Below are 12,372 nucleotides of genomic sequence, written 5' to 3' on the forward strand. Positions count from 1 at the left end.
CAGTCACCAGCGCCCCATGATTACCCCCCTTTCCCGAGACCTGCGCCACACGCTGGAACGCTGGCGCACCGAGCACGACCGCGTGGCGGACGAGGCCTGCGCCACCAACCTGGAGCGCACCCGCCTGCTGAGTCCCGTGGTGGCCGGAATCAACGGTGTGTTGGCGCTGGTGTTTCTGGTGCTGGCACTCACCGCGCCCCCCGAAGACACGGCCTACCGCTGGAAGCTGGCCCTGCTACTGGTACACACCGGCATGGGCCTGGCCATGCTGGGTTGCACCTGGGCCGCGCGCGCCTTGCGCCATGGCCACCGCACGCTGGCCGGGCGATGGCTGGGTCTGTTCACCGTGGCCGTGGCCATGGCGTTCGCCATTGCGGCTGTCGCCATTGACCAGTGGGTCACCCCGAATATCACGCCATTTCTGGTGACCTGCATGGTGGTCAGCCTGGTGCTCTACATGCGCCCCGTCAGTGCGGCCCTGCTGTACGTTGCGGCCTACAGCGGTTTCCACGTCGCGCTGGGCTGGACCCAGCTCAATCCGGCCCTGCTGCTGTCCAACCGGCTCAGCGCGTTTGCAGCCTGCGGCGCGGGCTGGGCGCTGTCGGTGCTGCTGTGGCGCAAGTTCACGGTCATCACCCTGCAGCAGGAGCAATTGGACAAGGCCCAGGCCGAACTGCAGCAAAAACAGCGCGAGCTGGAGCGACTGACCCGGCAGGACGGCCTGACCGGTCTGTTCAACCGCAACACCTTTGTGGAGCTGAGCCGGCGCGAGCTGGACCGTGCCCAGCGCCAAGGGAGCTCCACCACCATTCTTCTGCTGGACCTGGACCACTTCAAGCGCATCAACGACACCTGGGGCCACCCGGCCGGCGACGCCGTACTGCGCCATGTGGCCACGCTGGCCAGCACCACGGTGCGCAGCACGGACCTGGTGGGCCGCTTGGGCGGCGAGGAATTCATCGTGCTGCTGCCCAACACCTCAGCCGAGGCCGGGCGCAAGCTGGCCGAGAAGCTGCGCTACCGGCTGGAAAGCGCACCCGTGCCGTGGGAGTCCACCACCATCTCCGTTACCGCCAGCTTTGGCCTGGCAAGCACCACGGTGGAGGAAAAGCGTGACTTCGAAACGCTCTACACCGAGGCAGACAAAGCCCTGTACCTGGCCAAGCAACGGGGACGCAACCGGGTGGTTTAAACGGGGCAAGGGATAATCGGGGGTTACACGGATCCCTATGGCACTTATTACCCTTCTCGACGCCCAGCTGGCATTTGGGCACGTCCCGCTGCTCGACCACGCTGACTTTTCCCTGGAAACGCAGGAGCGCGTGGGCCTGATCGGTCGCAACGGCGCGGGCAAATCCTCCATGCTCAAGATCTTGGGCGGCATGGAAAAACCCGACGACGGCACGCTGCAAGTGCAAGGCGGCACCCGCATTTCCTATGTGGCACAGGAGCCGCAACTGGACGGAGATGCTACAGTTTTCATAGCTGTTCGCGCAGGTCTGGAGAGGGTCATCGGCCTGATTGAAGAGTATTGCCTGGGCCACGGCGACCTGGATGCGATGCAAAGCGAGATCGAAACGCTGGACGGCTGGAACTGGGAGCAGCGCGTCAACGAAACCCTGCAGCGCCTGCACCTGAACCCCGACGCGGTGGTGAACACCCTGTCCGGCGGAACCAAGAAACGCGTGGCCCTGGCCCAGGCCTTGGTGGCCCAGCCCGACGTACTGCTGCTCGACGAGCCGACCAACCACTTGGATCTGGACTCCATCGAATGGCTGGAAGGCCTGCTGGTGGACTTCAAAGGGTCCATCATCACGATCACCCACGACCGCTCGTTCCTGGACAACGTGGCGACGCGCATCGTCGAACTGGACCGCGGCAAGCTGATGAGCTACCCCGGCAACTTTGCCGCCTACCTGCTGCAAAAGGAAGAGCAACTGGCGCAGGAAGCCATCATCAATGCCAAGGCCGACAAGCTGCTGGCGCAGGAAGAAGTGTGGATTCGCAAGGGCGTGGAAGCACGGCGCACCCGCGCCACCGCACGCATCAACCGCCTGCAAGAGCTGCGCGCCAGCCGCGAAGCACGCCGCGACGTGGTCGGCAGCGTCAACATGGACGTGAACAGCGGCGACAAGAGCGGCAAGCTGGTCTCCGAGATGGTGCACGTGAGCAAAACCTTTGGTGACCGCAAGATCGTCGACAACTTCACCGCAACGATTCTGCGCGGCGACAAGATCGGCCTGTTGGGCCCGAACGGCGCGGGCAAGACCACGCTGCTCAAGCTGATCCTGGGCGAGCACAAGCCCGACCCGGCACCGGCCAACGCCCCCAAGCCCGAACCCGGCCACAGCCCCTGGGGCACGGTGCGCCTGGGTGCAAACGTCACCGTCGCCTACTTCGACCAGATGCGCAACGCGCTGGACCTGGACGCGACGCTGGAAGACTTCATCAGCCCCGGCTCCGAATGGATCGAGATTGGCAACCAGAAGAAGCACCGCAAGAGCTACCTGGGCGACTTCTTGTTCTCGCCGGCGCGCGCCACCTCACCCGTGCGCAGCTTGAGCGGTGGTGAACGCAACCGCCTGCTGCTGGCCCGACTGTTCGCCCGCCCCGCCAACGTGCTGGTGCTGGACGAACCGACCAACGACCTGGACATCGACACGCTGGAACTGCTGGAAGACCTGCTGCAAAGCTACGATGGCACCGTGTTCCTGGTCAGCCATGACCGGACCTTCCTCGACAACGTGGTCACCAGCACCATTGCCTACGAAGGCGATGCCAAATGGCGCGAATACGAAGGCGGCGTGAGCGACTGGCTGATCCAGACTAAACGCGCCAACGCCATCAATGCGGCCCAGGGCAAAACCACGGCCAAGCCCTTCAACTACGAGCGCGAGCAGCTACAAAAACAGGAGCAGGCCACTGCCCAGGTCAGCGCCACCGCGCCAGCCGCGCCCACCCCCACCAAGGCCAAGAAGCTCAGCTTCAAGGAGCAACGCGAGCTGGACAGCCTGCCTGACCGGATTGCCGCATTGGAGGCGGAACAGGCGGAGATCACCGAAGCCCTGGCTGACGGCAGTCTCTATGCCAGCGACAACGCGCGCGCCATCGCCCTGTCTGAACGCAATGCGCAGATCGACGAGGAACTGATGGCCGCGCTGGAGCGCTGGGAAGAACTGGGCAAGCCCGCCTGAGCAAGCCCACCGGAGATCAGGCTTTTCGGCCCAGCAGGCTGAAGCCGTGTGTCCAATGGTTGTTGCGAAAGCCGTAGCTGATCCACAGCATGGCCAGCGCTTCCAGCAGGCGACTGGCCGCAATGCCTCCCATGTCCACGGGGTTGCGCCAGCCCCAAGCCATGAGCCATTCGCTCACCTGGGCCTTGGCCTGCGCATCGTCGCCGGCAATGAACATGTCCGGCTGCCCGTCTGGCAACTTGGGGTGCACCATGTGCGCAGCGGTGATGGTGTTGAAGGCTTTGACGACCTTGGCGCCCGGCAACAGGCGCTGCACCAGCTCCCCCGCTGAATCGGTGTGGCCAACCGCCAGTGTGGGCGCGCCAGCGCTGAAATCCAGCGGGTTGCTGGGGTCAATGACCAGTTTGCCCGCCAGGTTGTCAGGCCCTGCGGCCTGAAGTCCGGCCTCCAGGCCGCCCCAGGGCAAGGCCAGCACGGCGTACTGGCCGGCACGGGCGGCCTCGGCGTAGCTGGCAGCCCGGGCACCCGGCACGGCGGCTAGCGCCGCCTGGGTCTTGCTGCTGCTGACATCGCGGGTGCCAAAAATGACTTCAAAACCCAGCGAGGAAAAGCCCTTGGCTAGAGCAATGCCAACACCGCCATTGCCTAGGATGGCGACGGACTTTGCGGAGGATGTGTTCATGGTGATTCCTTTGTGAAATGGAGGGATTGCAGGGAGTGCAGACGAATTCTGGGCACTTGCAATGACAAAGTGAACGACACTAAAGGTAGGTACATTCACAACTCAATGTTTAGAATTACCCCATGGATGCCACCCAGCGTGTGAGGGCCATGCTCTCCTTTGTGCAAGCCGCCGATCGCGGCAGCTTTGCAGCGGCCGCGCGCACCCTGGGCATCTCGGCCGCGGCCGTGGGGAAGAATGTGGCGGGCCTGGAAGGGGCGCTGGGGGTGCGTCTGATGAACCGCAGCACCCGCAGCCTGCAGCTCACCCGCGAGGGCGAGGTGTTCCTGCAAGGCGCGCGCGAGGCGATTGACGCCCTGGACGCGGCCATCGACGGCGTAGCCGCCCAGCGCGCCCAGGCGGTGGGCCGTGTGCGCATTGCCTGCAGCCACGGGTTTGGCCGCCGCTGCCTGTTGCCGCTGCTGCCCGGTCTGCAACAGGCGCACCCAGGCCTGCTGCCCGACGTCGAGTTTGAAGACCGCCGCGTGGATCTGGTGCGTGAAGGCTTTGACCTGGGGCTGCGCGGCGGCGACCCACATGACTCCAGCCTGGTGTTTCGCACCGTGTGCCAATTGCATCTGGTGCTGGTGGCCGCGCCCACCTACCTGGCGGCACGGGGCCAGCCCCAGTCGGTCGACGATCTGACCCGGCATCAACTGGTCGCGGTGCGCTTTCTCAACGGCACGGCGTCGCCCTGGCGCTTCCGCCGCCCGGGCAGCACGCCGCTGGAGTGGGTGCCGGACAACCCGGTGCTGGTACTGTCAGACCCCGAAGCCACGGTGGATGCAGCCCTGTATGGCATGGGCATTGCCCAGTGCGGTGTTCACCATGCCTGGCACCACCTGCAAAGCGGCGCGCTGCAGGTGGTGCTTCCGGGCTTGCACGACCCCGGCAGCCGCAGCGTGACACTCCAGTATCCGCACCGCGCACTGGTAGCGCCCCGGGTGCGGGTCACGGTGGACTACCTGCTCCAGGGCTTCGCCCAAATGGAGGAGCTGAACCTCAGCCCCGCGCAGCTGCGCAGCGTGGGCATCTGAGTCCGCCGCTCGCGGTCACACCACCCCTTGGGTGCGCAACGCGGCAATCGCAGCGGCGTTCAGCCCCAGCCCCGCCAACACTTCTTCGGTGTGCTCGCCCAGCGCCGGCGGCGCATAGCGCAGTTGCACCGGGGCATCGCTCAGGCGCAACGGGCTGGCCACAGTTGCTATGTTTTCAATAGCTGTTTGCGCAGTAGCGGCGGGGGCTAGCGCCTGCTTTTGCACCAAACCCCGGGCCTGCACCTGCGTATCGGCAAAGGCCTGGTCCATGGTGTTGATGGGGCCGCAGGGCACGGCGCGGTGCTCCAGCAGCGCAATCCACTCGGCCGTGGTGCGCCCGCGCGTCACTGCGCTCATCAGTGGAATCAGCGTGGCGCGGTGCGCCACGCGTTCGGTGTTGGTGCCAAAGCGCGGGTCCTGCGCCCACTCGGGGTGGCCGGCCGCCTCGCTGAAGCGGGCGAACTGCCCGTCGTTGCCCACGGCCAGCAGCATGGCGCCATCCGCCGTGGGGAAGTCCTGGTAAGGCACCAGGCTGGGGTGGGCATTGCCCATGCGCTGGGGCACCTTGCCGGTGTTCAAAAAGCCCGCGGCCTGGTTGGCCAAAATGGCCATGCCCACATCCAACAGCGCCATGTCGATGTGCTGGCCCTGGCCCGTGCGGTGGCGCATTTCCACCGCCGCCAGGATGGCGCTGGTGGCGTAGATTCCGGTGAACACATCGGTAATGGCCACACCCGCGCGCTGCGGGCCGGCGCCAGGTGCGCCATCGGGCTGGCCGGTGATGCTCATCATGCCGCTCATGGCCTGCACCATGAGGTCATAGCCCGCGCGTTCCGCGTACGGCCCGTCCTGGCCAAAGCCTGTGATGGAGCAGTAGATCAGGCGCGGGTTCAGGGCCTTCAGGCTGGCGTAGTCCAGCCCGTAGTGCGCCAAGCCGCCCACCTTGAAGTTTTCCACCAGTATGTCGCTTTGCAGCGCCATCTGGCGGATCAGCGCCTGGCCCTCGGCCTTGGCGATATCGATGGTGATGGAGCGCTTGTTGCGGTTGCAGGCCGTGAAGTAGGTGGCGTGGGCCGTGTCATGGCCACGTGCGTCTTGCAGAAACGGAGGTCCCCAGTGCCGCGTGTCATCCCCCGTGACCGGCCGCTCGACTTTCACCACATCGGCGCCCAGGTCGGCCAGCATCTGGGTACACCAGGGACCGGCCAGCACGCGGGACAGGTCCAGGACTTTGAGGTGGCTGAGGGCGCCGGGGACTGCAGAGGCAGGGGTGGTCATGGTTGGAAATCCGGGTTGCGGTAAGACACAAAAGCAAAGGCGCGGCTGTCGGGCGCCCAGCACGGTACGTTAAGGGTACCTTGTCCGCCATAGAAGGGTTCGGTCAGCTCGGTGAGTGCGCCGCTGCGCAGATCTAATAACAGGAGCTGCACACTCTGGCCAAACGGGTGGCCCTGCCCCTGGTCCTGCAGGTAGCGCAGGAACAGCAGGTGCTGCCCGTCGGGCGAGGGGTGGGGAAACCAGTCCGAACTCTCGGACCGCACCAGCTGTTGCGGATTGCCGCCATCGGCGTCCATGCGCCAGATCTGCATGCGGCCGGCACGAAAGCCATTGAAATAGAGGTAGCGGCCGCAAGGCGAGTACTCTGGCCCGTCGTCCAGCCCCGCGCCAAAGCTCAGCTGTTTCTCCTCACGGGTTTGCAGGTCCAGCTGGTAGATCTTGAAGTCGGCATGGGCAGCACGCCCGGCCACAAAGGCCAGCATGCGCCCATCGGGGGACCAGCCATGCCAGTAGGAGGGCGCCAGCGCCGTCACGAGCTCAGGCTCCCCACCTCCGATGGGCAGCAGGCTGAGGATGGATTCACCGTCCTGCGTGTCGTGGTGGCTGATCACCAGCATCTGCCCGTCGGGCGAGATGCCGTGGTCGTTGTTGCAGCGCCGGGCGCTACCAGTGGGGATAGGCTCCAGTCGCGGCTGGTCCAGCGGCACACGGTAGAGCAGGCCGTCGCCGTTGACCACCAGGAACGCTCCGTCGCGGCTCCAGTTGGGCGCCTCCAGGTGGCGCGGCAGTCTCAGGAGTACGCGCCGCTGGCGCAGCTCCAGGTCGTAGATTTCCAGCGTGCTGTGCACAGGGGCCATGGCATCCTCCACTTCAAAAACAATAGCAACTTATCTATTGTTTTCGGGGGCTACAGGCCCCTTTTATCAATAACTTTGTGCCAGATGCCGTACGCGCAGGGTGCTCATGTCGAGCGGCTCGGCGCCCAGCCAGCGCAGGGTGCGCACCTGACCAGGCAGCAGGGTGAGGGCATTGTCCTCAAAACGGCCGGCCGCGGGTGTCTCCAGCCACACAAAGAAGCTGGTCTGCGGGCTTTCCAGGCGCACGGTGTGGCTGTCCACCCGCGTGGCCACGACGGGGGCGGTGGCCATGGGCGTGTCCTTGTAGGGGCGCACCAGATGGTCGCGGCAGCCGGTGTTTGCACCGCTCTGCGTGGTCCAGCGGATCTGCACAAACTCTTCCGCGCCGACCAGCGCATCGTCCAGCGCGGCCAGGGTCTGCGCTGCCTCGTGGGTCAGCGTGGCCTCGCCACTCCACAGCGTGCGCGTGGCGCCGGTGTGCACCTGCACGGCCACCACCTGCACCTGCAGAGCCTGCGCCACCGGTTCATCGCTCACCGCCACCACCGCAAAACAACCTTCACCGTCCTGCGGCACGGCCACCACGCTCACCGGCGCGTAGAAGTTACGGGCCAGGTACTGCAGTACCTTCCAGCGCCCGCCGTACTCGATGCTGGACCACGAGGCCACGGGCCAGGTGTCGTTGAGCTGCCAGTACAGCGTGCCCATGCAGCGCGGTTTGAGCGAACGCCACGAATCGATGGCGGTCTGCATGGCCAGCGCCTGCTGGATTTGCGAGACATAGGTGAGCTGGTCAAAGTCGCGCGGGAAGCGGAAGTAGCGCGTCAGCGTCTCCACAATGCGCGCGTTGCCGCCCTTGTTGCGCTGGTGTACCTCCATCACGCGGGACGACACATTGCGGTCCGCGGGCTCGGTGAAGCTCTCCACGGTGTAGGTAGACGGGAAGGACTGGAAGCCGAATTCGCTGGCAAAGCGCGGCTTGACCGTGCGGTAGTGCTCGAACGGCTTGGCCGAGTGCCACACGTCCCAGAAGTGCAAATCGCCGCGCGTATCGCAGTGCCAGCCGTCGGCAAAGTCCAGCTCGCCCAGCGAGGGCGATGAGGGCCAGAAGCGGCGCGCCGGGTCGTGGTCTTCGACGGCCTCGGCCAGCAATCGGTTCAGGCGGTCGTAGTTCACCAGGTAGCGGTCGCGGTTGGCCTTGGCGTCGTCGTACCAACCCAGGGCGCCGATGATTTCATTGTCACCACACCAGAGCGCCACACTGGCGCGGTGCTGCAGGCGGCGCACCTGGTACACCGCCTCTTGTTGCACCTCGGCCAAAAAGTCCTTGGTGGACGGGTAGTGCATGCAGGAGAACATGAAGTCCTGCCAGACCAGCAGGCCTAGTTCGTCGCAGAGGTCGTAGAAGAACTCGGTCTCGTAGTTGCCACCGCCCCAGACGCGGATCATGTTCATGTGCGCATCGCGCGCGGACTCCAGCAACGGGCGCACCGCGGCCTCGGTGATACGGCCTGGCAGTGCGTCGGCCGGAATCCAGTTCGCACCCTTGGCATACACATCGCGGCCATTCACGCGCAGCTTCATGGTGGTGCCCACGGCGTCGGGCTCGGTCACCAGCGCGATGGTGCGCAGGCCCACGCGGCGCGTGTGCAACACGCCGTCCAGCACCACCTCCAGCGGGTACAGCGGCTGCGCGCCCTGGCCGGCGGGCCACCACAGGCGGGGGGATGCCACCACAAAGGTTTCGCGGTGCTGCGTTTGGCCGGAGGCCAAGTGGACCTCGACCACGCGTTCTTCACCGTTGAAACGGACCACCAGTTGCGCCACGCCGGCCTGGGCCACGCGGGTGTCCACTTCCACCACCACGTCCACACCCTTGGCGCCATGGGTCTGGTGCACGGTGATGTGCTCCACCTGGGCCACCGGCACGCACTGCAGCTGCACCTCGCCATACAAGCCGAGCGGCATCAGGCTCAGGTTCCAGTCCCAGCCGGCGGCGCACTGGGTCTTGCGCAGCAGGTTCACCGGGGCCTTCCGGTCGCCGTTGAAATCCCAGGGCAACGGGAAGCGGTGTTCGTCGTGGCGCTTGTTCGCCTCGGCAAAGGCGTCGTGCAGCACCACCTTCAGCTCATTGCTGCCGCTGCGCAGCTGGGCTGTCACGTCCAGCCGGTGGCGGCGGAACTGGTTCTCCAGATCGGCCACTTTCTGGCCGTTGAGCCACACACTGGCCAGGCAGTCCACCTGGTCCAGCGTCAGCACCCAGCGGCCCAAGGCATCGGCGGGTACCTCAAAGTTACGGCGCAGCACCCAGTCACGGTGCGCCACCCACTGCACCACATGCTCGTTGGCGCCAAAGTAAGGGTCGGGGATGGCGCCATTCGCCAGCAGTGCAGAGTGCACGTCGCCCGGAATCGTTATGTCGCAGGCATGGCCGCCCTCCGCATCGTGGAGGTGCCAGTGGCCCCCCAGGTCAAGGGTGCACACAGGGGAATTGGCTGGACGTGTCATGGTGTGTTTTTCTTCGGCGGATAGTCCAAATGACTATAAAACAAAATCGATTTCGTAATCCAGAACAAACCAGTTACGAGGGTAATCCAGCATTGGCATGGGTTGGAATTTCTTGGAATATGCAATTAATATTCCATTCATGGTTCCATTGAAACCACTCGCAGTCTCTCATATACGATAACGATTTCGCAACTTCTTTTTTTGTCGTTCATGGCCTCGCTCAAACACCGCCCCACCCTCAAAAGCCTCGCACAGAGCTTGGGGTTGTCTGTGTCCACCGTGTCCAAGGCCTTGAAAGGCGCGCCCGATGTGGGTGCCCAAACAACCGAGGCTGTGCGTCTGGCCGCCCGGGCCGCGGGCTACGAGCCCGACCTGCGCGGCGTCAAACTGCGCACGGGCCGGACCTTCCTGCTGTACTACCAAAAAGCCGTGGCCCCGATGCAGGATGTGCCCGACGCCATCGTGGCAGCGCAGATTGAAACCATTGCCAGTTGCCTGGCCGGCACCCCATATCAGCTGCAAATCGTCCCCTGGAATACCGCCACCGAAGACCCTTTGCCCGCCATTCGCCGCATCGTGGAAGGCCGCTTGGCCGATGGCATCGTGCTGGACACCACGCAGCCGCAAGACCCGCGCGTGCGCTACCTGCTGGAACACAACTTCCCGTTCGTGACCTTCGGGCGCACTGAGCTGGTGTCCGAGCACCCTTATGTGGACGCCGACAACGAGCAGGCCGCCTTTGTCGCGACGCAGTACCTGATTGAGCGCGGCCACCGCCGCATTGCCCTGATCAGCCCCCCACTGGCTTACACCTATGCGCTGCAACGCCGGCGCGGCTACTGGGCGGCACTGCAACACGCAGGGCTGCCCGCCGACCCGGCCCTGCTCTGCGAAGCCGGGCAGGACGCGCGCGTGGCACGCACGGTAGCCCGCCAACTCGCCAGCATGGCGGATGCCCCAACCGGCTTCGTCTGCGCCAATGAGGTGGCCACCCTGGGTGTGATGGCCGGACTGCGCGATGCCGGCCGCACCCCGGGCAAAGACGTGGAGCTGGTCTCCCGCGACGGAGCCTATATCAGCGACTACCTGTTCCCGCCCTTGCCGACGCTCTTCCTGGATATCCGCACGGTGGCCAGCACCTTGTGCGACTTCCTGCTGCGCCGCATCCAGGGTGAGGCAGCAGGAACCCTGCAACGCGTTTTGCCATGTGAACTGCGTTACGTGGAGTTACTAAGGGTTAGTTCGGATGAGGCACCCTACCGGAAGGTGCTTAAATTCAGCCCGACCGCGGAACCGGTTCCAAATTCTGCTGGCCAAGGCCAAGAAGCCCTGCTCAGTGACGGTTCAGCGCACTAATCGGAGCCTATTGCATGTCCACCCCTACTGCGCAAGCCCTGGCCGCACACGTTGCGCCACCTGCCGCTTCCGCCATGTCCCGCCCTGAGTTTGTCTGGGGCGTGGCCACTGCGTCATACCAAATCGAAGGCGCCATTGCCGAAGACGGCCGCCTGCCCAGCATCTGGGACACCTTCTCTGCCACGCCCGGCAAGGTACTGCACGGCGACACCGGTGACGGTGCCTGTGACCACTACCACCGCTGGAGCGAGGATGTGGACCTGATCGAGTCCCTGGGTGTGGATGCCTACCGCCTGTCGATCGCCTGGCCCCGCGTCATGCACGCCGACGGCACGCCCAACCGCAAGGGCCTGGATTTTTATAAAAAGCTGCTCCAGCGCCTGGCCGACAAGGGCATCCAGCGTTTCGTCACCCTGTACCACTGGGACCTGCCCCAGTACCTGGAAGACCGCGGTGGCTGGCTCAACCGCGACACCGCCTACCGCTTTGCCGAATACGCCGACCTGGTCAGCCGCGAGCTCAAGGGCCTGGTCACCGGCTGGGCCACGCTGAACGAACCCTGGTGCTCTGCCTACCTGGGTTACGGCAATGGTCACCACGCCCCCGGCTTGGCCAATCCGCGCTACCCCACCCAAGCCTTGCACCATTTGTTGCTGGCCCATGGCCTGGCCCTGCCTATCCTGCAAGCCAATGACCCCGCTGCCAAGCGCGGCATCGTCTGCAATGTGGGCCGCGGCACGACCGACAGCACCAAAGAAGCCGACATCATTGCGGCGCACCGCTACGAAGTGCAGCACAACGACTGGATCCTGCAGCCCCTGCTCAAGGGCAGCTACCCCGACGAGGTGTTCAAGCTGTGGCCCGGTACCGAGCCCTTGGTGCTGGACGGTGACATGGAGATCATCAGCCGCCCCATGGACTTCATGGGCATCAACTACTACTTCCGCTGCAATCTGCACAGTGATGGTGGAACCGGTTTTGTTGACGTTCCACTCGAAGGCGTGGAACGCACCCAGATGGGCTGGGAAGTCTATCCCCAGGGTCTGGAAGACCTGCTGCGCCGCTTCAAGGACCAGTACGACCGCCTGCCACCCATCTACATCACCGAAAACGGCATGGCGTCCGACGACGCAGTCATCAACGGCGAAGTGGTGGACGAGCAGCGCATGCGCTTCATGAAGTCCCACTTTGCCGCGGTGAGCCGCGCCATCGATGCGGGCGTGGACGTGCGAGGCTACTTTGCTTGGTCCCTCATGGACAACTTCGAATGGGCCTTCGGCTACGAGCGCCGATTTGGCATCGTGCACGTGGATTACAAGACACAAGTCCGGACGCTCAAGCGCAGCGCCCAGGCTTTCAAAGCGTTCCTGGCCCTCCGCAGAGGGTCTTGATCCGGACCAGTTGATCAATAGCGTTCATTT

General features: G+C 64.7%; 9 protein-coding genes. 5 read left to right on the forward strand and 4 right to left on the reverse strand.

Annotated features, from left to right (window positions below):
- Nucleotides 1-16: 16 nt before the first annotated feature.
- Together AC07OE_RS13515 and AC07OE_RS13520 are read left to right on the forward strand one after the other, a co-directional pair.
- Entirely contained in the window at nucleotides 17-1,192 is a 1,176-nt protein-coding gene (locus AC07OE_RS13515) for a GGDEF domain-containing protein (protein WP_495071084.1), read from the forward strand.
- A gap of 37 nt (nucleotides 1,193-1,229) precedes the next feature.
- Entirely contained in the window at nucleotides 1,230-3,194 is a 1,965-nt protein-coding gene (locus AC07OE_RS13520; RefSeq protein ID WP_495071085.1) for an ATP-binding cassette domain-containing protein, read from the forward strand.
- Between the two features lie 16 nt (nucleotides 3,195-3,210).
- Here AC07OE_RS13520 and AC07OE_RS13525 read toward each other — a convergent pair whose 3' ends face one another.
- Complete coding sequence (locus AC07OE_RS13525; protein ID WP_495071086.1) at nucleotides 3,211-3,876, reverse strand: NADPH-dependent F420 reductase; 666 nt, start codon at nucleotides 3,874-3,876, stop codon at nucleotides 3,211-3,213.
- A gap of 122 nt (nucleotides 3,877-3,998) precedes the next feature.
- Between AC07OE_RS13525 and AC07OE_RS13530 the strand changes: the two genes are divergently transcribed.
- Complete coding sequence (locus tag AC07OE_RS13530; RefSeq protein ID WP_495071087.1) at nucleotides 3,999-4,952, forward strand: LysR family transcriptional regulator; 954 nt, start codon at nucleotides 3,999-4,001, stop codon at nucleotides 4,950-4,952.
- A gap of 15 nt (nucleotides 4,953-4,967) precedes the next feature.
- On the opposite strand, the gene AC07OE_RS13535 is transcribed toward AC07OE_RS13530, so the two are convergent.
- The 3 genes from AC07OE_RS13535 to AC07OE_RS13545 all read right to left on the reverse strand — a co-directional run bounded on the left by AC07OE_RS13535 (nucleotide 4,968) and on the right by AC07OE_RS13545 (nucleotide 9,595).
- Nucleotides 4,968-6,230 carry a CaiB/BaiF CoA transferase family protein gene (locus AC07OE_RS13535; RefSeq protein ID WP_495071088.1) on the reverse strand — a complete coding sequence of 421 codons (1,263 nt, stop codon included), beginning with the start codon at nucleotides 6,228-6,230 and terminating at the stop codon, nucleotides 4,968-4,970.
- Nucleotides 6,227-7,087 carry a TolB family protein gene (locus AC07OE_RS13540; RefSeq protein ID WP_495071089.1) on the reverse strand — a complete coding sequence of 287 codons (861 nt, stop codon included), beginning with the start codon at nucleotides 7,085-7,087 and terminating at the stop codon, nucleotides 6,227-6,229. The genes AC07OE_RS13535 and AC07OE_RS13540 overlap by 4 nt, the downstream gene beginning before the upstream one ends.
- Before the next feature lie 66 nt (nucleotides 7,088-7,153).
- The gene (locus AC07OE_RS13545; RefSeq protein WP_495071090.1) at nucleotides 7,154-9,595 is read right to left on the reverse strand and encodes a beta-mannosidase; all 2,442 of its coding nucleotides are present in this window, start codon (nucleotides 9,593-9,595) and stop codon (nucleotides 7,154-7,156) included.
- Between the two features lie 210 nt (nucleotides 9,596-9,805).
- Here AC07OE_RS13545 and AC07OE_RS13550 point away from each other — a divergent pair, with 210 nt between their 5' ends.
- Nucleotides 9,806-10,951 carry a LacI family DNA-binding transcriptional regulator gene (locus AC07OE_RS13550; RefSeq protein ID WP_495071091.1) on the forward strand — a complete coding sequence of 382 codons (1,146 nt, stop codon included), beginning with the start codon at nucleotides 9,806-9,808 and terminating at the stop codon, nucleotides 10,949-10,951.
- 14 nt (nucleotides 10,952-10,965) lie between these two features.
- Nucleotides 10,966-12,342, forward strand: coding sequence for a GH1 family beta-glucosidase (locus tag AC07OE_RS13555; RefSeq protein ID WP_495071092.1), 1,377 nt, complete (start codon nucleotides 10,966-10,968; stop codon nucleotides 12,340-12,342).
- Nucleotides 12,343-12,372 lie beyond the last annotated feature (30 nt).

Source organism: Rhodoferax sp. GW821-FHT09E07 (assembly GCF_059416145.1).

Bases quoted from the DNA above. Each gene is read 5' to 3' on its own strand.
- AC07OE_RS13515 (WP_495071084.1), top strand. From the start codon at position 17: ATGATTACCCCCCTTTCCCGAGACCTGCGCCACACGCTGGAACGCTGG.
- AC07OE_RS13520 (WP_495071085.1), top strand. From the start codon at position 1,230: ATGGCACTTATTACCCTTCTCGACGCCCAGCTGGCATTTGGGCACGTC.
- AC07OE_RS13525 (WP_495071086.1), bottom strand. From the start codon at position 3,876: ATGAACACATCCTCCGCAAAGTCCGTCGCCATCCTAGGCAATGGCGGT.
- AC07OE_RS13530 (WP_495071087.1), top strand. From the start codon at position 3,999: ATGGATGCCACCCAGCGTGTGAGGGCCATGCTCTCCTTTGTGCAAGCC.
- AC07OE_RS13535 (WP_495071088.1), bottom strand. From the start codon at position 6,230: ATGACCACCCCTGCCTCTGCAGTCCCCGGCGCCCTCAGCCACCTCAAA.
- AC07OE_RS13540 (WP_495071089.1), bottom strand. From the start codon at position 7,087: ATGGCCCCTGTGCACAGCACGCTGGAAATCTACGACCTGGAGCTGCGC.
- AC07OE_RS13545 (WP_495071090.1), bottom strand. From the start codon at position 9,595: ATGACACGTCCAGCCAATTCCCCTGTGTGCACCCTTGACCTGGGGGGC.
- AC07OE_RS13550 (WP_495071091.1), top strand. From the start codon at position 9,806: ATGGCCTCGCTCAAACACCGCCCCACCCTCAAAAGCCTCGCACAGAGC.
- AC07OE_RS13555 (WP_495071092.1), top strand. From the start codon at position 10,966: ATGTCCACCCCTACTGCGCAAGCCCTGGCCGCACACGTTGCGCCACCT.